General features: G+C 68.2%; 26 protein-coding genes. 8 read left to right on the top strand and 18 right to left on the bottom strand.

Annotated features, from left to right (window positions below; translation table 11 throughout):
- Positions 1 to 227: 227 nt before the first annotated feature.
- The 15 genes from SCNU_RS16975 to SCNU_RS16905 form a co-directional block, all read right to left on the bottom strand.
- Positions 228 to 1,043 carry a hypothetical protein gene (locus SCNU_RS16975; RefSeq protein ID WP_040518719.1) on the bottom strand — a complete coding sequence of 272 codons (816 nt, stop codon included), beginning with the start codon at positions 1,041 to 1,043 and terminating at the stop codon, positions 228 to 230.
- A gap of 18 nt (positions 1,044 to 1,061) precedes the next feature.
- Complete coding sequence (gene ppk2 / locus SCNU_RS16970) at positions 1,062 to 2,102, bottom strand: polyphosphate kinase 2 (RefSeq protein ID WP_009680638.1); 1,041 nt, start codon at positions 2,100 to 2,102, stop codon at positions 1,062 to 1,064.
- Positions 2,071 to 3,027: an urea transporter gene (locus SCNU_RS16965; RefSeq protein WP_009680637.1), complete on the bottom strand. Its 957-nt coding sequence runs from the start codon at positions 3,025 to 3,027 to the stop codon at positions 2,071 to 2,073. Before SCNU_RS16965 ends, ppk2 begins: the two co-directional genes overlap by 32 nt.
- Complete coding sequence (gene nicT / locus SCNU_RS16960) at positions 3,020 to 4,171, bottom strand: Nickel transporter NicT (RefSeq protein WP_085948515.1); 1,152 nt, start codon at positions 4,169 to 4,171, stop codon at positions 3,020 to 3,022. The genes SCNU_RS16965 and nicT overlap by 8 nt, the downstream gene beginning before the upstream one ends.
- A 54-nt stretch (positions 4,172 to 4,225) precedes the next feature.
- Positions 4,226 to 5,062, bottom strand: coding sequence for an urease accessory protein UreD (locus tag SCNU_RS16955; protein ID WP_040518717.1), 837 nt, complete (start codon positions 5,060 to 5,062; stop codon positions 4,226 to 4,228).
- Positions 5,059 to 5,673, bottom strand: coding sequence for an urease accessory protein UreG (gene ureG, locus SCNU_RS16950; RefSeq protein ID WP_009680634.1), 615 nt, complete (start codon positions 5,671 to 5,673; stop codon positions 5,059 to 5,061). The genes SCNU_RS16955 and ureG overlap by 4 nt, the downstream gene beginning before the upstream one ends.
- Positions 5,674 to 5,707: 34 nt before the next feature.
- Complete coding sequence (locus SCNU_RS16945; RefSeq protein WP_009680633.1) at positions 5,708 to 6,406, bottom strand: urease accessory protein UreF; 699 nt, start codon at positions 6,404 to 6,406, stop codon at positions 5,708 to 5,710.
- Positions 6,406 to 6,891: an urease accessory protein UreE gene (gene ureE / locus SCNU_RS16940; protein WP_009680632.1), complete on the bottom strand. Its 486-nt coding sequence runs from the start codon at positions 6,889 to 6,891 to the stop codon at positions 6,406 to 6,408. The genes SCNU_RS16945 and ureE overlap by 1 nt, the downstream gene beginning before the upstream one ends.
- A 16-nt stretch (positions 6,892 to 6,907) precedes the next feature.
- Complete coding sequence (gene ureC / locus SCNU_RS16935) at positions 6,908 to 8,620, bottom strand: urease subunit alpha (RefSeq protein WP_009680631.1); 1,713 nt, start codon at positions 8,618 to 8,620, stop codon at positions 6,908 to 6,910.
- The gene (locus SCNU_RS16930) at positions 8,617 to 8,937 is read right to left on the bottom strand and encodes an urease subunit beta (RefSeq protein ID WP_009680630.1); all 321 of its coding nucleotides are present in this window, start codon (positions 8,935 to 8,937) and stop codon (positions 8,617 to 8,619) included. The genes ureC and SCNU_RS16930 overlap by 4 nt, the downstream gene beginning before the upstream one ends.
- 10 nt (positions 8,938 to 8,947) lie before the next feature.
- Positions 8,948 to 9,250: an urease subunit gamma gene (locus SCNU_RS16925; RefSeq protein WP_009680629.1), complete on the bottom strand. Its 303-nt coding sequence runs from the start codon at positions 9,248 to 9,250 to the stop codon at positions 8,948 to 8,950.
- Between the two features lie 287 nt (positions 9,251 to 9,537).
- Positions 9,538 to 10,056: a DUF6764 family protein gene (locus tag SCNU_RS16920; RefSeq protein ID WP_009680628.1), complete on the bottom strand. Its 519-nt coding sequence runs from the start codon at positions 10,054 to 10,056 to the stop codon at positions 9,538 to 9,540.
- A 263-nt stretch (positions 10,057 to 10,319) separates the two neighbouring features.
- Positions 10,320 to 10,754: an SRPBCC family protein gene (locus tag SCNU_RS16915; protein WP_009680627.1), complete on the bottom strand. Its 435-nt coding sequence runs from the start codon at positions 10,752 to 10,754 to the stop codon at positions 10,320 to 10,322.
- Positions 10,755 to 10,763: 9 nt separating this feature from the next.
- Positions 10,764 to 11,417, bottom strand: a complete 654-nt coding sequence (locus tag SCNU_RS16910) for a TetR/AcrR family transcriptional regulator (protein ID WP_238526474.1) — start codon at positions 11,415 to 11,417, stop codon at positions 10,764 to 10,766.
- An 8-nt stretch (positions 11,418 to 11,425) separates the two neighbouring features.
- Positions 11,426 to 12,256: a tyrosine-protein phosphatase gene (locus SCNU_RS16905; RefSeq protein WP_009680625.1), complete on the bottom strand. Its 831-nt coding sequence runs from the start codon at positions 12,254 to 12,256 to the stop codon at positions 11,426 to 11,428.
- A 42-nt stretch (positions 12,257 to 12,298) separates the two neighbouring features.
- Between SCNU_RS16905 and SCNU_RS16900 the strand changes: the two genes are divergently transcribed.
- Positions 12,299 to 13,624 carry an amidohydrolase gene (locus SCNU_RS16900; protein WP_238526473.1) on the top strand — a complete coding sequence of 442 codons (1,326 nt, stop codon included), beginning with the start codon at positions 12,299 to 12,301 and terminating at the stop codon, positions 13,622 to 13,624.
- A 281-nt stretch (positions 13,625 to 13,905) separates the two neighbouring features.
- Here the strand turns inward: SCNU_RS16900 and groL are convergent, their stop codons facing one another.
- Complete coding sequence (gene groL, locus SCNU_RS16895; protein ID WP_009680623.1) at positions 13,906 to 15,528, bottom strand: chaperonin GroEL; 1,623 nt, start codon at positions 15,526 to 15,528, stop codon at positions 13,906 to 13,908.
- Between the two features lie 407 nt (positions 15,529 to 15,935).
- Between groL and SCNU_RS16890 the strand changes: the two genes are divergently transcribed.
- Positions 15,936 to 16,799: a hypothetical protein gene (locus SCNU_RS16890; RefSeq protein ID WP_009680622.1), complete on the top strand. Its 864-nt coding sequence runs from the start codon at positions 15,936 to 15,938 to the stop codon at positions 16,797 to 16,799.
- 22 nt (positions 16,800 to 16,821) lie between these two features.
- Here SCNU_RS16890 and SCNU_RS16885 read toward each other — a convergent pair whose 3' ends face one another.
- Both SCNU_RS16885 and phoA read right to left on the bottom strand, forming a co-directional pair.
- Complete coding sequence (locus SCNU_RS16885; RefSeq protein ID WP_009680621.1) at positions 16,822 to 17,103, bottom strand: excalibur calcium-binding domain-containing protein; 282 nt, start codon at positions 17,101 to 17,103, stop codon at positions 16,822 to 16,824.
- A 126-nt stretch (positions 17,104 to 17,229) separates the two neighbouring features.
- Positions 17,230 to 18,717 carry an alkaline phosphatase gene (gene phoA, locus SCNU_RS16880; protein ID WP_009680620.1) on the bottom strand — a complete coding sequence of 496 codons (1,488 nt, stop codon included), beginning with the start codon at positions 18,715 to 18,717 and terminating at the stop codon, positions 17,230 to 17,232.
- A 98-nt stretch (positions 18,718 to 18,815) separates the two neighbouring features.
- Between phoA and SCNU_RS16875 the strand changes: the two genes are divergently transcribed.
- The 6 genes from SCNU_RS16875 to SCNU_RS16850 all read left to right on the top strand — a co-directional run bounded on the left by SCNU_RS16875 (position 18,816) and on the right by SCNU_RS16850 (position 25,132).
- Positions 18,816 to 20,051: a sensor histidine kinase gene (locus SCNU_RS16875; RefSeq protein WP_009680619.1), complete on the top strand. Its 1,236-nt coding sequence runs from the start codon at positions 18,816 to 18,818 to the stop codon at positions 20,049 to 20,051.
- Positions 20,048 to 20,836, top strand: a complete 789-nt coding sequence (locus SCNU_RS16870; RefSeq protein WP_009680618.1) for a LytR/AlgR family response regulator transcription factor — start codon at positions 20,048 to 20,050, stop codon at positions 20,834 to 20,836. Before SCNU_RS16875 ends, SCNU_RS16870 begins: the two co-directional genes overlap by 4 nt.
- 3 nt (positions 20,837 to 20,839) lie before the next feature.
- Positions 20,840 to 21,235, top strand: a complete 396-nt coding sequence (locus tag SCNU_RS16865; RefSeq protein ID WP_009680617.1) for a hypothetical protein — start codon at positions 20,840 to 20,842, stop codon at positions 21,233 to 21,235.
- Positions 21,232 to 22,965, top strand: coding sequence for a sodium/solute symporter (locus SCNU_RS16860; protein ID WP_009680616.1), 1,734 nt, complete (start codon positions 21,232 to 21,234; stop codon positions 22,963 to 22,965). The genes SCNU_RS16865 and SCNU_RS16860 overlap by 4 nt, the downstream gene beginning before the upstream one ends.
- A gap of 161 nt (positions 22,966 to 23,126) precedes the next feature.
- Positions 23,127 to 23,507, top strand: coding sequence for a DUF485 domain-containing protein (locus SCNU_RS16855; protein ID WP_050792857.1), 381 nt, complete (start codon positions 23,127 to 23,129; stop codon positions 23,505 to 23,507).
- A complete protein-coding gene (locus SCNU_RS16850) occupies positions 23,504 to 25,132 on the top strand; it encodes a solute symporter family protein (RefSeq protein WP_009680614.1) in 1,629 nt (542 codons plus the stop codon). The genes SCNU_RS16855 and SCNU_RS16850 overlap by 4 nt, the downstream gene beginning before the upstream one ends.
- Positions 25,133 to 25,304 lie beyond the last annotated feature (172 nt).

The following is a 25,304-nucleotide window of genomic DNA, read 5'->3' as shown; positions in this document are numbered from 1 at the left end:
CAGCGACCAGACCGAACCCATCGGTGGATCCGGGTTGAGCGAGCGCAGCGAGTCGAAACCACCAGCACACGGGCTGGGACAGAACCAGCACGACTCACGTTGATTTCGACTCGCTGCGCTCGCTCAATCAGCTCGGCGGGGACGCTCCGCTCGCTCAATCAGCTCGGCGGGGACGCTGCGCTCGCTCAATCAGCTCGGAGGGTACGCGCGATCAGTTCAGAAGTAGCTCAACGACGACCCGTCGCGACGCGGGCGACGATGCCCGCGACCGCGACGACCACGCCGCCGACGCACACGAAGAGCGAGACGGTCGTCAGATGATCGGCGATCACCCCGACGACCACCTCGATGGTCGCGCGAGCCGCCTGTTCGGTCTCGGCCAAACGATCTCGCACGACGCGCTTAGTGAGAGCGGCGAGCACCCAGCCCGCGACACCCGCCAGGATCGCGCCCACGCCCAGCCAGGCCAGGACCGTGCTGCGGCGCGTCGCGGCGATCAACGCGAGGATCGAGGCGACGATCGCGCCGATCAACGTCACCCACGACAGGATGTCGATGATCTTCCCGCTGTCCTCCAGGGAACCCGCCGTGATCTGACTCTGGTCGACCGTCACGGTCACCGGATGATCGATCGTCACCGGAATCGGGATCGGCGCCGAGGCGATCACCCGGTTGATCATCGGCGTGATGTCGAGCTCCATCAGATGCAGGTCGACGCCGGGCGGCGGCGCGGTGAATAGCCAGTCGTGCTGCTGGCGTGCCACCTCGGAGAAGTCCTGAACGAAGCCGTCGCTGCGCGCGTAGTTCTTGGCGGCCGGGAGGACCAGGTCGCTGGCGACCTTCGAATTCGTCGCCTCTTCGACGGACGCCGCGACCTTCTCGGCGAAGTAGTTCTGGACCTCGACGCTTGTCGCCGCTTCCGCCGCCGACGAGGCGAACCCATCGGACGACACCACTCGCTGAGACAGCCAGACGCTGGGCACCGCGACGACCATGCAGATCATCGCGACCACGGTGAAGAGGCCGGTTACTACGCTTCGCACTGTGTCGAGGCTACCGGGTCATTCCCCGACCACGTCGCTGCCTCGACCGACGATCGCCGGATCGGGAGTCCCGACCAGGTGCTCGTCCTTTCCGTCGTAGTCGTGCAGGCTCAGCACATACCGCATGGCATTGATCCGGGCGCGCTTCTTATCGTTGCTCTTGACCACGGTCCAGGGCGCGAAGTCGGTGTCGGTGTCGGCGAACATCCGCTGCTTCGCGTCCGTGTACGACTCCCAGCGGTCGAGCGACGCCAGGTCCATCGGCGACAGCTTCCACTGCCGGACCGGGTCGATCTGGCGGATGGCGAACCGGGTCCGCTGCTCCAGCGGCGTCACCGAGAACCAGAACTTCACCAGGTGGATGCCGTCGTCGACCAGCATCTTCTCGAACGCCGGCGCCTGCTGCATGAACTGCGCGTACTGGGCGTCGGTGCAGAAGTTCATCACCCGCTCGACGCCCGCACGGTTGTACCAGGAGCGATCGAAGAAGACCATCTCGCCGGCCGCGGGCAGATGCTGGACGTATCGCTGGAAGTACCACTCGGTGGCCTCCCGCTCGCTGGGCTTCTCCAAGGCGACGGTCCGCGCACCGCGGGGATTGAGATGCTCGTTGAAACGCTTGATGGTGCCGCCCTTGCCCGCGGCGTCCCGGCCCTCGAAGACGAGCAGATGCCGCTGACCGGTCTGTTTGGTCCACTTCTGCAGCTTCAGCAGTTCGATCTGCAGGCGCCGTTTGGTGACCTCGTACTCGCGACGGCTCATCCGCTCGTCGTACGGGTAGTCCTCGCGCCACGTGTCGACGACGTTCCGCTCGGGAAGGGTGAGCAGGATCGGATCGTCGTCATCATCGTCGACGATGGTGAAGCCCGCGGTGTTCCGGAGATCGACGAGATGCTGCAGCGCCTCGCGTCCGGAGACCAGGCTCAGGTCGGGTCCGACGTGCTGTGCCGGGTTGTCGCTCGAGAATCGGTCCACGATCGCCAGGTTAGCCCGATTCCGTCGTCGCGTCACGGCGGGATCGAACAAGTCAGACAGGCGGCCGCGCGAGTGCTGGAACATACCTGGCCACGATCAGCAGCAGCCAGGTGACCAGCACATACGGCCAGGTGAACAGCGGAACCTCGGTCTCGAGGAGGAGCTGCTCCAACGCCGCGGCAAGGACGGCTCCGATCAGCGCCATCACCCACGGCGACCACTTTCCACTCAGAAAGACGCAGGCCATCGCGATCGCCACCAGCACCGAGGAGTAGCTGTCCAATCCGTGGTAGTCGTCGAGTGGCGCCTCACCGATCAGCCAGGCGAAACCGGCCGACGCCGCACTGCCCAGAATCGCGGCCACGCCGACCTTCCAGTTCGCGATCGTCAGACCGATCAGGATCAGCAGACCGGCGACGGGACTGTCGATCAGGACCACCTGGGAGATGCCCGTGAGAGCAGCGTGGACGGAGATCTGCACGAGGTCGCCATGCACCTCGGACAGCTCGCTCACCTCGTGCTGAAACGGCTCGGTCGTGTAGTGAATACCCTGCGCGACCAGGCAGAACGGCGCCGTGGTTGCGGGCAGGGCGAACTGCGCGAAGCCACGTGCGGCGAACAGCGCGACGAAGCCGACGGTGATCGGGCCGCACAGCAGGCCGCCGATCGCGGTGGCGATCACACCCGCCCAGCCCGCACCGAGCATGGTGAACGCCGCGGCGCCGACGAGGATGCCGCAGAATCCGTGCATGCCTGCCCGGAGCGCCGTACCGTCGGGCGACCCCGGCAGGCGATCGCGCAGAGCGACGCCCGCGGCGGTCGACGCCGCCAACCCGATCACTCCGAGCAGGGCCATCCGCCAGTCGGCGACGCAGAACGCGGCCAGGATGAACAGTCCGCACCAGACGCTGGGCTGGAAATAGATCTGGCCGACGCCGTGCAGTGCGGTCGCGGCGGCGTCGCGCGGTGTCCCGAACGGCCGGACGGCCTCGGACCTGGTCTCAGTCATTGCCCGCCTCGGTCTGCCACCGGTTCTCGATGTCGCCGAAGTGCCAGACCGTCAGAGCGGCGGCCCAGGCCGCGACGAACACGCCGACGATCACGAACCCCGCGTAGTCGAGATCGATCCCGGCGACCCACGCCAGCGGCCCGGACTCGAGGTGCGCCTGATCGGCGATCACGCCGATCAGCTCCACCGTGCCGATCCCGAGCGCCGCGGCGACCGAGATCGAGGTGATGGTGATGTTGTAGTACACCTTCCGCACCGGCCGCGCGAAGGCCCAGCCGTACGCGGCGTTCATGAACACGCCGTCGGCGGTGTCCATCAGGCACATACCCGCCGCGAAGAGGATCGGTAGCACCAGAATCGCGTAGAACGGCAGGTAGAACGCCGCCGCACCACCCGCGAGCACCAGCAGGCCGACCTCGGTCGCGGTGTCGAAGCCGAGTCCGAACAGCACGCCGATCGGGTAGATGTGCCACGGTTTGCGCACCGACTTCGCGAGTCCGCCGAGAAGCCGGTTCATGAAGCCGCGCTTGTTCAGCTGCTCCTCCAGCGCCGCCTCGTCGAACTCGCCGCGCCGCATGTCGCGGAACACCCGGACGATGCCGATCAGGACCACCAGATTGGCCGCCCCCAGAATCCACAGGAACACCCCCGACACCGAGGCGCCGATGACTCCGGTGACCGAGTGCAGCGTCGAGGAGTCGTCCTGGATCTGTCCGGCGATCGCCCGCACACCCAACGCGAGCAGGAAGGTCAGTCCGAACACGACCGTCGAATGGCCGAGCGAGAACCAGAAGCCGACGGAGAGCGGCTTCGGTCCGGCGGGCTGTCCGGCCGCGCGACGGCCGGCGGCGTCCTCCAGGAGTTTCCGGGTCGCGTTGTCGACGGCGGCGATGTGGTCGGCGTCGAAGGCGTGCCGCAGGCCGAACGTGTAGGCCAGCATGCCGACGCCCACGGTGAACTCCGCGTGCGGCCCGCTGAGCTGGAAGTGCTCGGGCGCGACCATCCCGACGAGCATGCCGATGCCGACGACGTGCAGCAACACGACCACCAGCGTCATCCCACCCAGCGACGCGCGATCGCGCACCGAGAGTCCGGACCAGAGCGCGCCCAGTCGGCGCATCGGGCCCGGTCGGTCGTCGGTCATCGGATTCACGTCGTCTCCTGTCGTCTCACAGTGGGTGTTCACGGTCGCCACCGCTCAGTATTTGCGCAAGTTCACCGGTGCCAAGCCGAACCATCTCGCCCGGAGGGACGCGGTCACCTCGTCGAGCACCGCTCGCAGTTCGGCGGTGTCGTCGGCCAGCGCCCTGATGACGAAGCCGGGCCCATCAAGCGCCGAGAGTCCCGCGACGACCGTGCCGGCGTGCGCTTCGATGATCTCGTGGATGTCGTCGATGAGTCCGTCGTCGACGCGCGAGTCGACGACGATCAGCGAGCCGAGGTGGGTGTGGCCCTCCATGAAGCCCAGTCCGCCCGGCCCCGCCTCCCCCGGCGTCACGACCAGGTTGTCGATCGCCAGGAGCCGGCCGTCGTACCGGATCTCGTTGCGCATCCGCAGCCGCTCGTAGGCGAAGAGCCTGCCGCCGGGCGCCCATCCCGGCGTCACGATCTCCGACATCACCAGCGTCGCGGACGCATCCATCTCGACGGTGCCGTACTGCCGGAAGTCGGCCTCCCGATAGAGGATCAGTGGGTCCGGCACGTACTCCAGGACGCTGCCGGGGCCGAGCCGGACATCCATCCGCTGCTCCGCGTACGCCTCGGGGGTGCGGTAGACCTTGGTCGCCGACTGCGTGGTGAGCAGCAGCCGCGCATCGGTCTCGAGCTCCACCTCGATCCGATACCGGTCGCCGCGCATGCACGCGCCCCCGGGATTGACGATCAAGTAGCAGACCTGCCCACTGTCGTCGAGGTACATGGGCCGCAGCGTCTGGAGCGCGCCCTCGTGGAACTGACCGACGGCGACCGTCCGGCCGCGGCGCGGAGCGAGCGTCAACCGCAGTTCGCCGCTCTGACCGAGCACTGCCGCGCTCATTCGGCCAGATCGAGCATCAGCACGTCGTGACGGATCCAGTCGACGACGCCGTCGAGGCCCTCGTCGGTCTTGAGGTTCGTCAGGCAGAACGGCTTCGTTCCGCGGAACGTCTTCGAATCGGCCTCCATCACGGACAGATCCGCACCGACATGCGGCGCGAGGTCGGTCTTGTTGATGATGAACAGGTCGGACTTGATCATTCCCTGCCCGGCCTTGCGCGGAATCTCCTCGCCCTGCGCGACGTCGATCAGGTAGATCGAGAAGTCGACCAGCTCGGGACTGAAGGTCGCCGAGAGGTTGTCGCCGCCGGATTCGATGAAGATGATCTGCAGATCCGGGTGAGCGGCCTTGAGGCGTTCGACCGCCGCGGCGTTCATCGACGTGTCCTCGCGGATGGCCGTGTGCGGGCAACCGCCGGTCTCGATGCCGACGATCCTGTCGAGCGGCAGCACCGATTCCCGGGCGAGGATCTTCGCGTCCTCGGTGGTGTAGATGTCGTTGGTGATGGCGGCCATGGACACCGTGTCACCCATGCGCCGGGTGATCCGCTCCACGAGCCGGGTCTTGCCTGCGCCGACGGGACCGCCGACGCCGATGACGATGGTCTTCACATCGACCTCTCTCTTCGAAAAAGTTCCGTACTTCTCAACTCATGAACATGCGTGCGCGCTGCCGCTCGTGACGCATCTGGGCGATCTCCAGTCCGGGCGCGACGGCGCCCAGATCGTCGCGTGTCAGCCGCCGCGTCTCGACGACCGCCGTGGCGATCACCGGGTAGACGCCACGCTGCACCCGCTGCCCGGCGTTCTGACCGATCGGGATGCCGCGCACGGCGTTCTGCGTCAGCGACGATGCCGTCGCGAACAGGAAGGCCTCGATCGCCGCGTCGGCCGGTGCCCCGCTCGCGTGGGCGACGACGGCGTACGCCAGGGCCGGATGCCCGGCGGCGCGCCCGTCGTCGATCGCCGCCCGGTACCGGGCCAGCACCTCCGAGTCGCACACCGTCTCGCCGATGTCGGCCATCCGGCGGCCCATGGTGGACGCCGCCGTCCGCACCTGACGCGGGAGGGCCTGCGCGGCGAGCTCCCGATCGAGCCGGACCAGCTCGTCGACGCCGCGCCCGCCGTCGAGCGCCTCGTAGGCGAAGCGGATGGCGAGCCCGTCGCAGCAGGTGAGCTGACGCGCGATGTACACGTGCAGCCACTGCGCGAACGTGACCTCGTCGTGCACCACTCCGGTGGCGAGGTACGTCTCCATCCCGAATGAGTGACTGAAGCCGCCGGTCGGGAGCGCCGAGTCCGACAACTGCAGCAGCGGCAGCAGATACGCGGGCGACGCGCCCATCAGTGCGTGTGCTCGGCGTGCCGGAACGGCGTGGGCAGCACGCGGTCGGCACGCTCGAACGGCACACCCGCATGACGCAGGTAGTCCTCGACCGTGTGGTCGTACTGGACCACCATCACCTCCGCCGCGTACTCGCTCTCGGCGCCGAAGAACTGCGCCTGCAGGTGTCGGTTGCCGAGCGCGTGTGCGGTGCGGCCCATCTCCTCGATGGTCCGCGGCGCGATCACCAGGACGTCGGTGGGCAGTACCGCGATCACGATGACGCCGCGGTCGTCGCGGTACAGCAGGTCGCCGTCCCGCAGGTCGCCGTCGGGTCCGGGCGCGGCGGTCAGCCGCAGCCCGATCTCGCGGTCGTGGTCGGTCCGCACTCGCTGGATCCGTTTGACCAGATCGGCACCCGGCAGGGTCACGCGTTCGACGTGCAGCCCGTCCAGTTCGCCCTCGGCCAGGTCGGTGATGTTGCCGAGGATCTGCTCGACGATCAACTCCGTCCCCTTTCTCTCAGAACAGGAAGTAGCGCTGCGCCATCGGCAGGATGTCCGCGGGCTCGGACGCCAGGGCCACACCGTCGACGGACACCGTGTACGTCTCGGGATCGACCTCGATCCTCGGGGTGGCGCCGTTGTGCGGAAGGTCGGCCTTGGTGAGCGACCGGATGCCGCCGACGGTCCGGATCCGCTTGCGGAGTCCGATCTGATCGGCGACGCCGTCCTCGGCTGCGGCCTTCGACAGGAAGGTGATCGACGACTGATGGACCGCCGAGCCCATCGAGCCGAACATCGACCTCATGGTCTGGGGCTGCGGCGTCGGAATGGACGCGTTCGCGTCGCCCATCAGGGCACTCGCGATCTGACCGCCCTTGATCACCAGATCGGGCTTGACCCCGAAGAAGGCGGGCTTCCAGATCACCAGATCGGCGAACTTGCCCTCCTCGACGCTGCCCACCGAGTCCGAGATGCCCTGCGCGACCGCCGGGTTGATGGTGTACTTCGCGATGTACCGCTTGATCCGCGCGTTGTCCCCGGCAGCGGGGTCGTCGTCGAACTTCCCGCGGGTCCGCTTCATGTGATCGGCCATCTGCCAGGTGCGCGAGACCACCTCGCCGACACGGCCCATCGCCTGCGAGTCCGACGAGGTGATCGCGATGATGCCCATGTCGTGCAGGACGTCCTCGGCCGCGATGGTCTCGGGACGGATCCGCGAATCCGCGAACGCGACGTCCTCCGGGATGTCGGGGTTCAGGTGATGGCAGACCATCAGCATGTCGAGGTGCTCGACGATGGTGTTCTTGGTGAACGGGAGTGTCGGGTTGGTGGACGCGGGAAGCACGTTCGGCAGTCCCGCGACCCGGATGATGTCGGGTGCATGGCCGCCGCCCGCGCCCTCGGTGTGGAACGTGTGGATCACCCGGCCGGCGATGGCGTCGATGGTGTTCTCGACGAACCCGCACTCGTTGAGAGTGTCGGTGTGGATCGCCACCTGGACGTCGAACTCGTCGGCGGCCTTCAGCGAGTTGTCGATCGACGAGGTGGTCGCACCCCAGTCCTCGTGGACCTTCAGTCCGATCGCACCCGCGCGGATCTGCTCGGCCAGCGGACCCACCGCACTCGCGTGGCCCTTGCCGAGGAAACCGATGTTCATCGGCACGTTCTCGACCGCCTGGAGCATCCGGTGGATGTTCCAGGCGCCGGGCGTCAACGAGGTGGCGTTGGTGCCCGCGGCCGGTCCGGTTCCGCCGCCGATCATCGTGGTGACGCCGGAGTTGAGCGCCGTCCCGATCTGGTCGGGGCTGATGAAGTGGATGTGCGTGTCGATGCCGCCCGCGGTGACGATCCGGCCCTCACCGGCGATCACCTCGGTGGCGGCACCGATCGTGATGGTCACGCCGTCGGAGATGTCCGGGTTCCCGGCCTTGCCGATCTTGAAGATGTGGCCGTCGCGGAGCGCGATGTCGGCTTTGAACACGCCCGTGTAGTCGATGACGAGGGCGTTGGTGATGACGGTGTCCGGGATGTCGTCGTCGCGCAGGGCGAGACCGTTCTGCCCCATGCCGTCACGGATCACCTTGCCGCCGCCGAACACGGCCTCCTCGCCGTACACGGTGTAGTCCTTCTCGACCACGGCGAACAGTTCTGTGTCGGCGAGGCGCACGGCGTCGCCGACGGTCGGACCGTAGAGGTCGGTGTACTCGCGACGGCTCAGCTGGAAACTCATGCGCGATCCTCCTCGAGCGATCCGTTGACCGAGTTGTCGAGACCGAACACCCGTCGGCGACCGCCGATCGCGACCAGGTTCACGGTCTTGGCGTCGCCGGGTTCGAAGCGGACCGCCGTGCCCGCCGGGATGTCGAGGCGGTAGCCGTGCGCGGCCGGGCGGTCGAACTCGAGCGCGGAGTTGGCCGCCGGGAAATGGAAGTGCGAGCCGACCTGCACCGGACGGTCGCCGGTGTTGACCACGCGCAGCGCGATCGTCGGGCGGCCGGTGTTGCAGTCGACGGGACGGTCGTCGAGAACGAGTTCTCCGGGAATCATGACGCGGCCCCTATCGGATCGGGTGGTGGACGGTGACGAGCTTGGTGCCGTCCGGGAATGTCGCCTCGACCTGCACGTCGGGGATCATCTCCGGCACCCCCTCCATCACGTCATCGCGGGTGAGAATGGTTGCGCCCCAGCTCATCAGCTCCGCAACGGTTCGACCGTCGCGTGCGCCCTCGACGAGCTCGTACGTGAGAATCGCGATGGCTTCGGGGTGGTTCAGCTTGAGGCCGCGGGCCTGGCGTCGGCGAGCCAGGTCGTTGGCGACGACGACGAGCAGCTTCTCCTGCTCGCGCGGTAACAGGTGCACAGGTGTCTCCCTTGGGTCAGGAGAGCACGGAACGTCGACGAATGGGGCGCGAATGCGTCGGACGCGTCAGGCGATCACAGCTCCGTGGAACTGCGGATCGGCCACCTCGCGCGCCTTTGCGTGAGCCGGTTGATGCCGCAGCGATTGCTATCTCGTTTTAGTCCTGCCGCCATCCAGTTTCAACCCGGACATGTTTTGCCGTCCCAATCGACGACAAGACCCCGCCGGGCGGCGCGGCATCGCAGGCCTGCGCGCTCGACGGGGTCGTCGTACGGGATGGAGTGGAATCAGTGCAGGTAGATCTCGCCCCATCGGAAGCATCCGCGTCCGGTTGTCGAGTCGTACGTGGCAGCCATGCTGCCGAGGCAGGCGACACCGTCGGACGTCGCGAACGCGCCGCCCGCGGCACCCGAGACGGCGACCGTGGTGCCCGAGTTACGCCCCTGCGCGACGGACGTCGAGTACGGACCCATCGTGTAGGCGTAGCCGTTGCCGCCGTAGATACCGCTCGCGAGGGCCGACGAGTTCACCCCGTTGTTCTGCGCGGTCGCCGTGCCTCGGGTGGTCGCAACAGCAAGTGCCGCACCGTTATTCGTCGAATCCTCAGCGGTCGCCCGACTGCCGGGACCGGCATTCGCAATGCAGTGGCTCTGTCCGTTGGCGCGCTCGACGCGCTGATTGTTGTCGGCGGAGCAGTGGGTGGCGGCACCCGCGTCGCCACCTCCCGCCAACGACGTCAGACCGAACGCCGCAGCAACGGCGACCGATCCGAAGAAGACACGAATGAACCACGACCCGAACCGCATTGAAAAGTCCCTCTCAAGAAAACGCGAACTGTGCGACCACCGGCGCACGATGCATGGTCAGCCTACCCGTCGAAGTGCGATGTTCAGCACACTCACAGGCGATCGTGACCGGACCGAATCCTGCCGCGGACCGACCGCGACGAAGCCCCTGGTCGCCGTCGCAGTGGACCCGTCGAGCACTCTCGATGAACCGTCGAGACTCCCCACGCTCAATACGGCTCGACCAGCCTGAGGTGAGCTCAGGCTGGTCGAGTAGGCACTGCTCAGGAGCGGCGCTTGACCTCCTCGGTCAGCCCCTTCTTGGCGGTGTCGACGGCCATCTTCTGGGCACGCTTGACGATCAGCCCCGGGAGCTTGATCTTCAGGTCGACGGTGAGGTCGAACTTCACGTGCGTGGAGTCGCCGTTCTCGGTCAGGGTGTACACGCCGTGCTGCTCGCTGAGCTGATCACTCTCGACGAGGTCCCAGGTGCAGGTGTTGTCGGTCCAGGTGTAGTCGAGCGTCTGATTGTCGGTCATGCCGACGGCGCTCACCGAGACGTCGACGCGCGCGGGACGACCGTCCGCGTCCTCGGTCACGATCTTCGCCGACTTGTGCGGGCCCGACCACTCGGGCAGGGACTCGACGTCGAGCAGCACCTCCATCACCAGAGAGAGCGGCGCTTTGAGGTCGAATTCGGTTGATGCAGAGACAGCCATGGGGAGAACCTACCCCAGCGACGGATCACCGGCCCGATCGCCGCCGAAATCGTCACTCGCCTCGGGTCGCTCGCGGTCGGCGCTCGGCGACGCGGTCCGTCGTCCGGCCAGTTCTCGCAGGTGGGCGACCATGCCGTCGAGCGGTTCGACGCTGCGCCGCGCCCGGCACAGAACCACCGCACCCTCGATGCCGGACAGGATCGAATCGGCGAGTTCCTCGGCGCGGCGGTCGTCGAAGTCCTCCTCCCGCAGGCGCGCCGACAACAGATGGTTCCACTGGAGGAAGACCTCCTCGGCGGCGGCCGCCGCCTCCGGATCGGACCCGCGGGCCTGCGCCCCCGCCGCGATCGGGCACCCGGCCGCGAAATCGGTGACGAGCAGTCGACTGCGCCAGATCGCGGCGATGGCCCCGATCGCCCGGACCACGGGCAGACGGCGGGCCCGATTCAGCTCCGCGCCGAATTCTTCGCCGGCGTGCCGAACGGCCTCCGCCATCAGCTCCGACCGCCCGCCGGGGAAGTAGTAGTACACCGATCCGCGGGCCGCGCCCGCCGCCGCGAGCACGTCGCCGATCGATGTGCCTGCGACGCCGTCGCGGGCGATGAGGTCCGCGGCGCATCGGATCATCACCGCCCGTGGCGAACGCGGGTCGGCGGTACGCACCCTGCGTCCTAGGCCTCGAGGAACCGCTCGCGCAGGGCCTGCTGCGCGCCCGCGTCGATGCCGAGCCCCTCCGCGAAGTAGGCCTCGAGAGATCCATGGACCTTCTCGACCTCGTCGAACGCCGCGGTCAGGTACTCCGCGCGCACACCGAGGATCTCGCGGAGCGACTCGGCGTCGCCGCCCGCCGCGGCGAACCGCTCGAACACCGGTGCCAGCGCAGGGACCAGGCGATCGTTGGTCAGCAGATAGTCGTGGAAGACGTCTTCGCGGGCGACGCCCATCAACGACAGGAACGACGCCGAGGCCCAACCCGTCCGGTCCTTGCCGGTGGTGCAGTGGAAGAGTGCGGGCGAGCGGTCCTCGCCGAGCAGACCCTCGTAGAACCGTCGATAACTCCGACGCGCGCTGTCGAGCGTGATCATCTCGCGGTAGGTGCCCGCCATCGCCGCCATTGCGCCGTCGCCCGCGAGGTACTTGTTCACCTCGGCGATGCCCTCCGGGTCGGTGAGGACCGTCGCCAGATTCGCAGGCACCGAGAGCTGTGCGTCGGCGAGTACGTCGAGATGGACTTCGGCGACGTCGGCCCACTTCGGGTCGGGCATCGCCTCGGTCTCGGCGCCGGAGCGGAGGTCGTACACGGTCCGCAGTCCGAGGAGTGCGGGCACCTGGGCGGTCGCCTCCGCGTTGTCGGCGAGGGAACGGAAGTCGGTGGAACGGAACAGCATTCCGTGGCGTACGGCGCGTCCGTCGGTTCCCGACCAGCCGCCGAGATCCCGGAGGTTCGGAAGTGCGGGGATGGAACTCGGGGCGCCTGGAGCGAGGGACTTCGGTTCGGTCATATGCGCGATTATGCTCGGTCGGAAACGCCGGTGCTCGCTAACATGACGAGTGTGAGCACTCTCCCAGAGGCACCTGCGGACGACTCGCCCGCCGAGATCCTCCCCACCGAACTGGTCTCCGACGTCGACCGGATCGTCGACGCCGACACCGACCGCCTGGTCGACATGTTCAAGGACATCCATCGGAATCCCGAGCTCGGCTTCACCGAGGTCCGGACCGCGCGGATCGTCGAACTGGCGCTGCAGAACCTCGGCTTCGACATCACGACCGGCATCGGGAAGACCGGCGTCGCCTCGATCTACCGTAACGGCGACGGACCCGTCGTGATGTATCGCGCCGACATGGACGCTCTCGCGGTGCAGGAGGAGACGAACGTCGAATGGGCCAGTGAGAAGCGTGTGGTCCGCGACGACGGGACCGAGGTGCCCGTCGCCCACGTCTGCGGTCACGACGCGCATGTGACCTGGATGCTGGGCATGGCGCACGCGTTGATCGAACTCAAGGACCGCTGGTCCGGAACGCTCGTGCTGATCGGCCAGCCCGCCGAGGAGCCGATCACCGGCGCCAAGGCCATGGTCGACGACGGCCTGTACAACTTCATCCCCAAGCCCGACGTGTTCATCGGCATGCACACCGCGCCGGCCCCGGTCGGCGTCGTCGTCTCGTCGCCCGGTCCCCGGCTGGCCGGCACCGATCAGCTCGACGTCCTCTTCCACGGCGTCGGCGGCCACGGCTCGATGCCGCAGAAGGCCAAGGATCCGGTTCTGATGGCCGCGATGGCAGTCGTCGAGTACCAGTCGATCGTCTCCCGGATGATCGATCCCCAGCAGACGGCGGTGCTCACCGTCGGCGCCATCCAGGCAGGTTCCGACAACAACGTCATTCCGGCGAAGTCGCTGGTCAAGGCCAACCTCCGCTGGTACGACCCGGCCGTGCGGGAGATCATGCTCGACGCGGTCAAAGCGGTGTCCGACGGCATCGCGCGGACCTACGGCATGCCCGAGGACAAGCTGCCGGAGATCACCATGAAGGGTGGTTCCAGTCCGCTGGTCAACGACATCGAGTTGTCGGAGCGGATGGCGAGGACGTTGTCCGCCGTGGTCGGCGACCAGCAGATCGTCACCGACATGCCGCGCGCGACCGGCTCCGAGGACGTCCAACTCCTCAAAGGCCCGTACCCGGACATGCCGTTCAACTATCTGCTCGTCGGCATCGCGAATCACGATACGTTCGCCGAGGCGCAGGCGGCGGGCGAACCGTTCCCGTTCGCGCCGCACAACCCGAACTACCTCGTCGACCTGTCTGCCATCCCCTACGGGGCCAAGGTCGCGACCTACTCGATGCTCAGCCTGCTGAAGCGGAGCTGACCCGCTCTCTCAGGCCCGCCGTCGTCTGCTCCGAGCCTGGTGACCGTCATGCGGTAACCAGGCTCGGAGCAGACCAGTATCGATGTCAGAGGTCCCTTCTATTCTCCTGGATCGAAGAGTTCGTCCTGCACGTGCGGACGATCTCCGTTCCGGCCTGAGCACGCCGAAGGCCGGCCACCCTCTCGGGTGACCGGCCTTCGGTGATTCTGCGAGTGTCGCAGGGCGCTGATCCGCACCATTCGGTTCGCTGAACGCGTTCGCGTCCGGGAACCGCGGTCAGATCAGAAGCCCATGCCGCCCATCTCGTCGGCGCCCGGCATGGCCGGAGCAGCCTTCTCGGGCTTGTCGGCGACGACGGCCTCGGTGGTGAGGAACAGCGCCGCGATCGAGGCTGCGTTCTGCAGCGCCGAGCGGGTGACCTTCACCGGGTCGTTGATGCCTGCGGCCAGCAGGTCCTCGTAGGTGTTGGTGGCGGCGTTCAGGCCGGTGCCAACGGGCGAGTTGCGGACCTTGTCGGCGACGACGCCGGGCTCCAGGCCCGCGTTGATCGCGATCTGCTTGGCCGGGGCCTCCAGGGCGACGCGAACGATGTTCGCACCGGTGGCCTCGTCGCCCTCGAGGGTCAGACCCTCGATGGCCGGCTCCGACTGCAGCAGGGCCACGCCACCACCGGCGACGATGCCCTCTTCGACGGCAGCCTTCGCGTTGCGGACGGCGTCCTCGATGCGGTGCTTGCGCTCCTTGAGCTCCACCTCGGTGGCAGCGCCGGCCTTGATGACTGCAACGCCGCCGGCCAGCTTGGCCAGGCGCTCCTGCAGCTTCTCGCGGTCGTAGTCGCTGTCACTGTTCTCGATCTCGCCGCGGATCTGCGCGACGCGACCGGCGATGGCGTCGGCATCGCCGGCACCGTCGACGATGGTGGTCTCGTCCTTGGTGACGACGACCTTGCGGGCGGTGCCCAGCAGCTCGAGGCCCGCGGTCTCCAGCGAGAGGCCGACCTCTTCGCTGATGACCTCGCCACCGGCGAGGATGGCGATGTCGGCCAGCATGGCCTTGCGTCGGTCACCGAAGCCCGGAGCCTTGACGGCGACGGACTTGAAGGTGCCCTTGAGCTTGTTGACGATCAGGGTCGAGAGAGCCTCGCCCTCGACGTCCTCAGCGATGATCACCAGCGGCTTGCCCGACTGGATGACCTTCTCCAGCAGCGGCAGGAGGTCCTTGATGGTCGAGATCTTGCCCGAGACGAGCAGGATGTACGGATCCTCGAGGACGGCTTCCTGGCGGTCGGCGTCGGTGACGAAGTATCCCGAGATGTAGCCCTTGTCGAAGCGCATGCCCTCGGTGAGCTCGAGCTGCAGGCCGAAGGTGTTCGACTCCTCGACGGTGATGACACCCTCGTTGCCGACCTTGTCCATGGCCTCGGCGATCAGGTCGCCGATCGACTGGTCACCGGCGGAGATACCCGCGGTGGCAGCGATCTGATCCTTGGTCTCGACCTCCTTGGCCGACTTCAGGAGCGACTCGGTGACGGCCGCGACGGCCTTCTCGATGCCGCGCTTCAGGCCCAGCGGGTTCGCTCCGGCTGCGACGTTGCGCAGACCCTCGCGGACCAGCGCCTGCGCCAGAACGGTAGCGGTGGTGGTGCCGTCGCCCGCGACGTCGTCGGTCTTCTTGGCGACTTCCTTGACCAGCTCGGCGCCGATCTTCTCGTACGGGTCCTCCAGCTCGATCTCCTTGGCGATGGAAACACCATCGTTGGTGATCGTGGGGGCGCCCCACTTCTTCTCCAGGACGACGTTGCGACCCTTGGGGCCGAGCGTGACCTTGACGGCGTCGGCGAGGCTGTTCAGGCCGCGCTCGAGTCCGCGACGGGCCTCTTCGTCGAAAGCAATCTGCTTTGCCATTGGTAAGTGATCCTCCGGTAGGGGGTGACACTAAGTCTTCTGGGTCGAACTCGATGCCCGCGACGGACGACCGGGGTGTCTGTTGGACCGATCTCACCGTTCCGACCTGGCACTCACACGCCGCGAGTGCCAGACTCCGTTTTAGCACTCGACCACCGAGAGTGCAAGGTCGGCCCGAGGCCCACTCAGTCACTAAACCCCAGGTCATCGGACATCCTCGACTTCCCGGATTCTCTGACAGCGAACGGTTCGGCGTCATCACACCCGCAGTACCACTCGACACCCCGAGCTCAGGGTGTGATGTCGCATCGAGGGTGTGGCACGCGCACGACCGTCGGCCCATCGGAGTCTTGACCCCGTTCCGTCGCCGGGGATTCACTGGAGGACAGCACTCTCGGAGGTCGCTCATGGACACCAAGCGGATCGTTCGACGCGGCGCTGTCGTGCTGTTCGCCCTGATGACGGCCGGCGCCCTCGTCACCGGCCTGCCGGCCGCCGAGGCCGCCCCACCCCGCGACTCCGGTTTCGCCTTCCCGTTCGCAGGGGCACCCGCATTCGTCCATCTCGCCCCGACCGAGGCCGGCCCCGGCCGACTCAACCAGCCGCTGGGCCTGGCGGCCGCCGACGCGGTCGCCGCCGGGATCGGCCTGGGACGCGGCGACGTCATGTCCGACCGCCAGTACCGCGCATTCGTCACCGGCGGCGGCGTCGGGGGCAGCCGTGCGGCCGCGAAGGAGATCGACGCCTGCGTCGCCATCCTCACCAACACCGTCGGCCGACCGCTGATCTCCCGGTCCGACACCGGCCCGACCCGGTCGGTCCTGGCGAGCTACGGCGTCTACGTCACCACGAACGGTCTCCTGCAGAGCCCGGCCAATGCGAGCGCGCCGACCCGGAAGGTGAACACGCTGATCGCCCCCGGCGGATACGTCGGTGACTGGCTCCGGGCCAACGGCGCGACCCGGACCCTGATCGCGCTGTACCGGTCCGCGTACACCGTCGAGGCGCTGTACGGCTTCGCCGCCCAGCAGATGTCCGGAGCGGCCCAGCTCGTCACCAACACCGCCAACGGCACCACGTCGACGGTCGGCATGTCGATGGCCCCGCCGCTATGGCTGGTCAACTTCGCACTGCTCTACGTGATGAAGCCGTCACTGGCCGCGGCGATGCCCGCTCATTGGGCGCCGATCCCGCCCGCCGTCGCGCGTGCGATCAAGGCGAGTCCGACCGGTCAGGTGCCCTACAGCGCATACCAGCGCTACTTCCGGTGAAGAGCGCGGCTGACGCCTCGAGTCAGCGCTTCTCGCAGGCGATGCCGTCTCGATCACGATCGAGATGCGCATTGCGGTTGTAGACCGCGCGGTTGACTGTGAAGTTTCGGACCGGCTTGGATCGGCCGCTCACATGGTCGACGGCGCCCGGACGAGCGACACCGTGCCGGTACTGGGCGTTCAACGCCTTGCAGTTCGCATACTTCGTGACGGGAGCGGCCACGGCGTCGGCGGCAGGCACGACGGCGGCCAGCGAAGCGGCAAGGACCATCGAAGCGCCGAGGAGGGATGTGCGGTTCTTCATCGGCGGAGCGTAACTCTCGCGATGCCCGATATACCCAACCGAGACCGCTGTACGAAACGGTAATCGTGCGAACGCACGACGGCGCGGCCGGTCCGGCCGCGCCGTCGCGTGATCTGGGTGTCAGTCCTACTTCTTCTCCCGATCAAGACCCAGCTGATCGGTGATGTAGAAGAACGGGTCGGTCTGATCGGTCAGCCCGACGACGTTCGCGGCACCCGGGCCATAGGCGGCGATGCGGACCTGTCCACCGGTGTGCTGCTCCTCGCCCGGCACGAGGGAGGTGCCGTAGTTGACCGCGATCGGATCTCCGTCACGGCCGATCAGCAGCTTGGTGAGACCCGGCATCGGCAGCTCGGGATCGGGCTCGACGATCTGACTGGTGTGCGCGTGGTCACCGGTGACGATGACCAGCGTGTCCTTCTGCTTCTTGGCGAAGTCGAGCGCCGCCGTGACGGCGTCGGACAGCTGGACCGTCTCACCGATCTGGCCGCACGGGTCGGCGTCGTGGTTGGCCTTGTCGACCGAGCCCGACTCCACTTGCAGGAAGAAGCCCTTGTCGTTGTCGAGGAGATCGATCGCCTTGCGCGTCATGTCACCGAGTTTCGGGGTGGCCGCCGTGAACGCCGGGTTGTCGGCGCACTTGACCGCGGGCTGCTTCACTCCGCCGGGCACCGCGGTGGCCTTGTCCCATATCCGCGGCAGGTTGCCGTCGGCGAAGACGCCCAGCACCGGCTTGTCCTGGTTCGCCTCGTCGAGGGCGTTCATCTCGTCCGCCGAGCGCACGATCTGGTAGCCGCGCGACTTCGCCTGCGCCTCGAGAGTCTGACCGCGGTACTCGCCGGCGGTCGCCGTCTGCGCGAAGGTCGCCCAACCGCCGCCGAAAGTGACGTCGGGCCGGGCCGCCAGCAACTGCTCGGTGATCGACCCCGCCCCGCCGTTCTCCAGCGCGTTCTCCGGGCACTTCTCCGCGGTCTCCTTGGGGCCGTAGCACTTGCGCTGAGTCACGTGGGCCACCTGAACCGCGGGGGTGGCGTCCTGCAGTTCGGTGGTCGTCACGTCGCCGGTCCGCAGCCCGTTGGCGCGCGCGATCTCGAGGATCGAGCGCTGCGGCTTACCGTTCACATCCACCCCGACCGCGCCGTTGTACGTCTTGGTGCCGGTGGCCCAGCCGGTTCCCGACGCGGCCGAGTCGGTGGTGTAGTCGGGCTTGCGGGTGTCCTTGTTGATCGAGTACGTCGTGTAGTCGCCGGTCAACGGGAGCTGATCGATCCCGGGGATCTGACCGCCCGCACCCCACTGGTAGTCGCGCGCCAGGGTCAGCTCCTGGTTCGCGGTGCCGTCGCCGATCACCAGGATGACGTTCTTCGCGCCCGTCTGCTGAATCGAGTCGGCGATGGCCTGAGTCTGATCCTCGGTGAGACGTCGTGCGCCGCCGTGCGCGGTCACGTCCCCGGTCGCGGCGCGCGAGATGTCGACGCCGGCGGCCGTGTCGCCATCGACGCCCGGGCCCGAGTCCGAGCCGCACCCGGCGAGCAACGCGGACAGGCCGATCGCCGCGACGGTCAGCGCGCCCGCCCGGCGGATCTTCTTCGTTTCGAGTCGATTCTGAACCATGGAACGTATGCCAACAGGTCCACCTGAACTGACGACGACGCCGCGGCGAACGGCACACGACGACCGCGCAGCTTGCTAGCGTCGACCCGTGGTGCGGAATGTCCGGTGAGCTGATCGCGATCTCCGTGCTGGGCATCGCCCTCGCGGTGACCCTGATCGCCGTCGCATTGCGCACGCGACGCGTGGTCAGTACCCCGCACGAGCGCGCCGTCCACGACACCCTGCACACCGCGGCACTGGCCGCCAGGCCACTGCGCCGCGGCCTCACCGAGGAGTCGGCGGCCCAGGCTGCGGGTCCGCTGCGGGCCCTGACCGGCGCCGAGGGGCTCGCCCTCTACGACGACGGCGGCTCACTGCTCGCCTACGACGGCGACCAGGCGCTCTGGACACCCCCGATCCGGGCGGCGTCCGCCGCGCTGGCCGGCGAAGCGCTGGCCGACAGGCGGCATTCGGTGCGCCGCGACCCGGCGGGCGGCGTCGGTCCGGCGCGGAACCTGCTCGCCGCACCCCTGCTCAGCGACGACATCAGCGCGGGCGTGCTGGTGGTGGTGTCGGTCGACGATCCCGGCCCGGGCCGGGTGGGTGCGATCACCGAGGTCGCCCGGTACGCGGCCGGTCAGTTGCAGTTGGCCGAGCTCGATGCGTCGCGCGCCCGGCTCGACCGCGCCGAGGTGCTGGCGCTGCGCGCCCAGATCAGCCCGCACTTCATCTACAACGCGCTGAACACCATCGCGTCGTTCGTCCGCACCGATCCAGATCGCGCCCGGGAGCTGATCCTCGACTTCGCCGACTTCACCCGGTACTCGTTCCGGGCCGCGGGCGAGTACACCGTGCTGGCCGACGAACTGCGCAACATCGACCGTTACCTCACCCTCGAACGCGCCCGGTTCGGCCCCGGCCTGACCGTCAAGTTGCAGGTGGCCCCCGAGGTGCTGGGCGTCGTCGTCCCGTTCCTGGCACTTCAGCCACTCGTCGAGAACGCCGTGCGGCACGGCATGGCCGGCCGGCGCGACGGCACCGTCTCGATCGTTGCGCGCAACGCGGGCCCCGACTGCCTGCTCAGCGTGGAGGACGACGGCGTCGGGATGGACCCCGAGCTGTTGCGGACCGGCGCCATCGACGCCCTCGACCCGGCGGGCCCCCGGGAGTCCGACGGCGCGCACGTCGGGCTGACCAATGTGGACCAGCGACTGCGGTCGGCGTTCGGGAACGACTACGGTCTGGTCATCGAGACCGCCGTGGGTGCGGGCACCAAGGTGAGCATGCGGATCCCGAAGTTCGCCGCCGGAATCCACGCGGCGCATTCGGGCACACAGCGGGAGGAGACCACGTGACGACCGGCCTCACCGTGCTCGCCGTGGACGACGAGGTCCCCGCGCTCGACGAGCTCGCCTACCTCCTGGGCAGACACGAATCGGTGGCGACCGTGCACACCGCGTCCGATGCCACCGACGCACTGCGCGAGTTGTCCGAGCACTCGGTCGACGCCGTCTTCCTCGACATCTCGATGCCCGGCCTCTCCGGGATGGAACTGGCGGGCGTGCTCGCGAACTACACGGTGCCGCCGCCGGTCGTCTTCGTCACCGCGCACGACGATCGCGCGGTCGAGGCCTTCGCCGCCGGTGCCGTCGACTATCTGCTGAAGCCGCTCCGGGCCGAACGTCTCGACCAGGCGCTGGCACGAATCGTCGCGCGTCGCGACGCCGCGCCCGAGGACGCAGACGATCAATCGGACCCGGTGGCCGACGACGTGATCCCGGTGGAGCTCGGCGGGGTGACCTCGCTGGTCCGGCGCGACGCGATCTCGTGGATCGAGGCCGTCGGCGACTATGCCCGGCTGCACACCGACACCGGCGACCACTTGGTCCGAGTCACCCTGTCGACACTCGAATCACGCTGGCGCAGTGCTGGATTCGCGCGGGTGCACCGGTCGTACCTGGTTGCACTGCCGATGGTCGTCGGACTCCGGTCGACGGGCGCGTCCACCATGGTCCGAGTGCGGGAGAACGGCGCGTCTCCCGCCGTCGAGCTGCCGGTGAGCCGCCGTCAGGTCCGCGAACTCAAGGACCGGCTGGTCCGCGATCCGCTCCGCACCTTCCGCACGGGCCGGGACGACTGACCGATGACCGCCGACCCCGCGAACTCCCGCCCGCCGCAACGCGAGCGGGTCGTGCTGTCGCAGCGCCGCGGTGCCCGGATGGTCCGCACGCGCGTCGAGGTCGCCGAGCAGACCGGTATCGGCGAACACCTCGTCCGCGGTCTGGTCCGAGCCCAACTCGCGCTCTCGCTGCGGCTCGGGATCGCCGTACTCGCCGTCTTCGTCGCGATTCCGCTGATCGGTGCGACCATCGAGCCGTTCGCCACCGCGACAGTGTTCGGTGTCCCGCTCAACTGGCTGATCCTCGGGCTCCTCCCCCTGCCGCTGCTGTATCTGGCGGGCCGCCTGTACATCCGCCTCGCCGAGCAGGCCGAACGCGACTTCGTCCGACTGGTCGACGCCGACGACCCCGACCGATGACCACCGACCACGTCGCCGCGCTGACGGTCGTCGCCGTGCTCGTCGCCGCACTCGGCACCGTCGCGGTCGGAGCCTACGGCGGTCGAGGCGCCCGGTCCACCTCCGACTTCCTGGTCGCCTCGCGCAGCATCGGCTCGGGATGGAACGCCGCGGCCGTCGCGGGCGAATACCTCTCCGCCGCATCGTTCCTCGGGGTCGCCGGGCTGGTCGCGAAGTACGGCGCCGACGCCCTCTGGTATCCGATCGGGTTCACCGCGGGCTACCTCTCGCTGCTGCTGTTCGTCGCCGCCCCGCTGCGGCGGTCGGGCGCGTACACCGTTCCCGATTTCGCCGAGTTCCGTCTCGCTTCCACCCGCGCGCGGAAGTCCGCGATGGCAGTGGTGATCGTCGTCTGCGTGCTCTACCTGGTCCCGCAGTTTCAGGGCGCCGGGCTGACGTTGAACATCCTGCTGCACATCCCGCCGTGGGTCGGCGTCATCGCGACCGGACTGCTCGTCATCGTGAACGTGGTCGGCGCCGGCATGCGGTCGGTGACCTTCGCCCAGGCCATCCAGTACTGGCTCAAGCTGACGGCGGTCGCGATCCCCGCACTGGTCCTGGTCGCTGTCTTCGTCAACGATCCCCAGCGACTCGGCGATCCGCTCCCACCCCGGGTGGACACCGCCACCACGGTCCGCGTCGACACCCCGGTCGAGGTGACCGTCGTCGACCCGGCCGGCGTGCGGGTCACCGGGATCCTCGACGACGCCGCGGTGACCGACGCCGCGCCGACCGCCGGAACCCATCGCCTCGACAGCGGCGCGGTGATCGAACTCGACGCCGGCGCCGCGACTCCGGTGGTCGCCGGCGCGCCGCAGACCGGCTCGGCGTGGATGCGCTCGGGCGGCGGACTCGGTGGCGGCCACCCGCTCTATCAGGTCCTCTCCCTGATCATCGCCACCTTCCTCGGCGCGATGGGACTGCCGCACGTACTGGTGCGGTTCTACACCAACCCGGACGGCCGGGCCGCCCGTCGCACGGCGCTCAACGTGATCGCCGCGCTCGCCGTGTTCTACTTCTTCCCCACCATCCTCGGCGCGCTGGCCCGCGCCTGGGTGCCGCAGGTGCTGTCGACGGGCACCGCCGACGCCGCGGTCCTCCTGCTGCCGTCCGCGGCGACCCACGGTGTCTGGGCGATCGGTCTCTCGGCCCTCGTCGCCGCCGGCGCGATGGCCGCGTTCCTCGCGACGTCGTCCGGCCTGCTGGTGAGCATCGCGGGCGTCGTGTCCACCGACCTGATGCGCCCGGGCATTCGCAGCTTCCGGATCGGCGCTCTGGTGGGCGGTGCCGTGCCGATCGCGATCGCGCTGGGTGCGGGCTCGCTCGAGTTGTCGCGGTCAGTGGGACTGGTGTTCGCCGTCTCGGCGTCCACACTGTGCCCGCTCCTGGTGCTTGGCATCTGGTGGCGGGGGCTCACGGCTGCGGGCGCGGTGGCCGGGCTGGCGGTGGGTGCCGTCACGTCGGCGCTGGCCGTCGGCTTCACTGTCACCGGGGTGGTCGACGGTGCGGGCGGCGGCTGGCTCGCCACCATCATCGGGTTCCCCGCAGCGGTGACCGTTCCCCTGACGTTCGCCACGATGGTGCTGGTCAGCCTCGGCACCAGGAACCGCGTGCCGCCCGGGACGGCCGCCGCCTTCGCGCGTATGCACGTGCCCGAACGGCTGGGCCTCGGGGTGGAACGGACGCCGTAGGCCGAACGCAGGCCTACCGTTCACCGGAGTCCGTCGACCGTTCACCGCACGCGCGACGGCCCTCACCGACCGGGGCACCGATCCACTCCTGTGTGACTGGCGTCTCACCCATGCTGTGAGCAGCGTTACGCCCGTAGTCCACCATTCATGAAGGAGTGATCGTGACCGTCGCCGATCATGCCGCGCCGAAGGACATCAGTCCGTCCCAGGACGAGTTCCTGGCCGCGCAGGCCAGCCCCGAATTCCAGAGGCTGCGCACCACGCTGCGCCGCTTCGTCTTCCCGATGACCGCGTTCTTCCTGGTCTGGTACGCCGTCTACGTCATCCTCGGCGCCTTCGCGCACGACTTCATGGCCACCAAGGTCTGGGGCAACATCAACGTCGGCCTGATCCTGGGCCTGCTCCAGTTCGTCACCACCTTCGGCATCACGTTCCTGTACGTGCGATTCGCGAACCGTGACCTCGACCCGCAGGCCGAGCAGGTCCGCGAACACTTCGCCGACGGCACGTACGCCGTGGCCGCCGGAGAGGCGACCCGATGACCACCGTCCTCGCCGCCGAGACCGTCGGCAATCCCGCGATCAACATCTCGATCTTCATCGCCTTCGTCGCCGTGACGATGGTCGTGGTGATCCGCGCCAACCGGAAGAATGCGTCGGCGTCGGAGTTCTTCACGGCGGGCGGCGGCTTCTCCGGCCCGCAGAACGGCATCGCGATCTCCGGCGACTACCTGTCCGCCGCCAGCTTCCTCGGTATCGCGGGTGCCATCGCCGTCTACGGGTACGACGGCTTCCTGTACTCGATCGGCTTCCTGGTCGCCTGGCTCGTAGCCCTGCTTCTCGTCGCCGAGCTGCTGCGCAACACGGGCCGCTTCACCATGGCCGACGTGCTCAGCTTCCGGCTCAAGGAGCGGCCGGTCCGGATGGCCGCCGCGCTGTCGACGCTGGTCGTATCCCTGTTCTACCTCCTCGCGCAGATGGCGGGTGCCGGCGGTCTCGTGGCCCTGCTCCTGGACATCCACGACCGCACCGGCCAGTCCATCGTGATCGCCGTCGTCGGCGTGCTGATGATCGCGTACGTGCTGATCGGCGGCATGAAGGGCACCACCTGGGTGCAGATCATCAAGGCCGTCCTACTCATCGTGGGTGCCGCCGCGATGACCTTCATGGTGCTCGGCAAGTTCGGCTTCAACGTCTCGGAGATCCTCGGCCAGGCGCAGAGCGCGATGGGCGAGTCGTCCGACAAGGCGGTCGCCGCGCGTGACGTCCTCGCCCCCGGCGCACAGTACGGCGGGTCGACGACGTCGAAGATCAACTTCCTGTCCCTCGGCCTCGCACTGGTACTCGGCACCGCCGGCCTGCCGCACGTACTTATGCGCTTCTACACGGTGCCGACCGCCAAGGAGGCACGTCGTTCGGTGGTCTGGGCGATCTCGCTGATCGGCGCGTTCTATCTGTTCACGCTGATCCTGGGTTACGGCGCCGCCGCACTGGTCGGACCGGACAAGATCCTCGCCGCCGCGGGCAAGGAGAATGCGGCAGCTCCGTTGCTGGCGCTCGAACTGGGCGGAACGGTGCTGCTGGGTGTGATCTCCGCGGTCGCCTTCGCCACCATCCTGGCAGTCGTGGCCGGGCTCGCGATCACTGCGTCGGCGTCGTTCGCTCACGACATCTACGCATCGGTCATCAAGCGCGGCAAGGCATCCGAGGACGATCAGGTGAAGGTCTCTCGTCGCTGCATCGTGGTCCTGGGCGTCTTGAGCATCGTCCTCGGCATCCTCGCCAACGGCCAGAACATCGCGTTCCTGGTGGCGCTGGCGTTCGCCGTCGCGGCCTCGGCCAACCTGCCGACCATCGTGTACTCGCTCTACTGGAAGCGCTTCAACACCCGTGGCGCGCTCTGGAGCATGTACGGCGGCCTGATCTCGTGCATCGTGCTCATCGTCTTCTCCCCCGCCGTCTCCGGCGGCGCCAAGGCGATGATCCCGAGCGCCGACTTCGCCTGGTTCCCGCTCTCGAACCCGGGCATCATCTCGATTCCGCTCGCCTTCGTCCTCGGCGTCGTCGGCACCCTCACCTCGCCCGATCGCGGCGAGCCGGGCCGCAATGCCGAGATGGAGGTCCGCTCCCTCACCGGAGTCGGCGCGGAAGCCGCGACGGCGCACTAGGCGCAACTGCCGCCAACCGCGCCCCTCGACCACAGCCGCTCCCTGAACTTGCATCCGCGCACCTCCGGAGGTGCGCGGATGCAGGTTCGGGGAGCGGTTGTCGTTCGCGGGAGCGGATGCTTCCGCTAGCCGCATGAGAAGAGCGCCCCCGCCCGTTTCCGGGCGGGGGCGC

The sequence above is a fragment of the Gordonia neofelifaecis NRRL B-59395 genome (genome assembly GCF_000192435.1).
Classification (GTDB): domain Bacteria; phylum Actinomycetota; class Actinomycetes; order Mycobacteriales; family Mycobacteriaceae; genus Gordonia; species Gordonia neofelifaecis.
Note: the sequence above shows the minus strand (reverse complement) of the source record. Positions and strands in the feature narration are given on the sequence as shown.

What these genes read in the sequence shown, in the direction of transcription:
- SCNU_RS16850 (WP_009680614.1), top strand. Translation starts at nt 23,504, where the DNA reads ATGACCACCGTCCTCGCCGCCGAGACCGTCGGCAATCCCGCGATCAAC.
- SCNU_RS16915 (WP_009680627.1), bottom strand. Translation starts at nt 10,754, where the DNA reads ATGGCTGTCTCTGCATCAACCGAATTCGACCTCAAAGCGCCGCTCTCT.
- SCNU_RS16865 (WP_009680617.1), top strand. Translation starts at nt 20,840, where the DNA reads ATGACCGCCGACCCCGCGAACTCCCGCCCGCCGCAACGCGAGCGGGTC.
- SCNU_RS16900 (WP_238526473.1), top strand. Translation starts at nt 12,299, where the DNA reads ATGACGAGTGTGAGCACTCTCCCAGAGGCACCTGCGGACGACTCGCCC.
- SCNU_RS16905 (WP_009680625.1), bottom strand. Translation starts at nt 12,256, where the DNA reads ATGACCGAACCGAAGTCCCTCGCTCCAGGCGCCCCGAGTTCCATCCCC.
- SCNU_RS16955 (WP_040518717.1), bottom strand. Translation starts at nt 5,062, where the DNA reads ATGAGCGCGGCAGTGCTCGGTCAGAGCGGCGAACTGCGGTTGACGCTC.
- ppk2 (WP_009680638.1), bottom strand. Translation starts at nt 2,102, where the DNA reads ATGTTCCAGCACTCGCGCGGCCGCCTGTCTGACTTGTTCGATCCCGCC.
- nicT (WP_085948515.1), bottom strand. Translation starts at nt 4,171, where the DNA reads ATGACCGACGACCGACCGGGCCCGATGCGCCGACTGGGCGCGCTCTGG.
- ureC (WP_009680631.1), bottom strand. Translation starts at nt 8,620, where the DNA reads ATGAGTTTCCAGCTGAGCCGTCGCGAGTACACCGACCTCTACGGTCCG.
- SCNU_RS16860 (WP_009680616.1), top strand. Translation starts at nt 21,232, where the DNA reads ATGACCACCGACCACGTCGCCGCGCTGACGGTCGTCGCCGTGCTCGTC.
- SCNU_RS16930 (WP_009680630.1), bottom strand. Translation starts at nt 8,937, where the DNA reads ATGATTCCCGGAGAACTCGTTCTCGACGACCGTCCCGTCGACTGCAAC.
- SCNU_RS16945 (WP_009680633.1), bottom strand. Translation starts at nt 6,406, where the DNA reads ATGGGCGCGTCGCCCGCGTATCTGCTGCCGCTGCTGCAGTTGTCGGAC.
- SCNU_RS16965 (WP_009680637.1), bottom strand. Translation starts at nt 3,027, where the DNA reads ATGACTGAGACCAGGTCCGAGGCCGTCCGGCCGTTCGGGACACCGCGC.
- SCNU_RS16875 (WP_009680619.1), top strand. Translation starts at nt 18,816, where the DNA reads ATGTCCGGTGAGCTGATCGCGATCTCCGTGCTGGGCATCGCCCTCGCG.
- SCNU_RS16920 (WP_009680628.1), bottom strand. Translation starts at nt 10,056, where the DNA reads ATGCGGTTCGGGTCGTGGTTCATTCGTGTCTTCTTCGGATCGGTCGCC.
- SCNU_RS16885 (WP_009680621.1), bottom strand. Translation starts at nt 17,103, where the DNA reads ATGAAGAACCGCACATCCCTCCTCGGCGCTTCGATGGTCCTTGCCGCT.
- SCNU_RS16890 (WP_009680622.1), top strand. Translation starts at nt 15,936, where the DNA reads ATGGACACCAAGCGGATCGTTCGACGCGGCGCTGTCGTGCTGTTCGCC.
- phoA (WP_009680620.1), bottom strand. Translation starts at nt 18,717, where the DNA reads ATGGTTCAGAATCGACTCGAAACGAAGAAGATCCGCCGGGCGGGCGCG.
- groL (WP_009680623.1), bottom strand. Translation starts at nt 15,528, where the DNA reads ATGGCAAAGCAGATTGCTTTCGACGAAGAGGCCCGTCGCGGACTCGAG.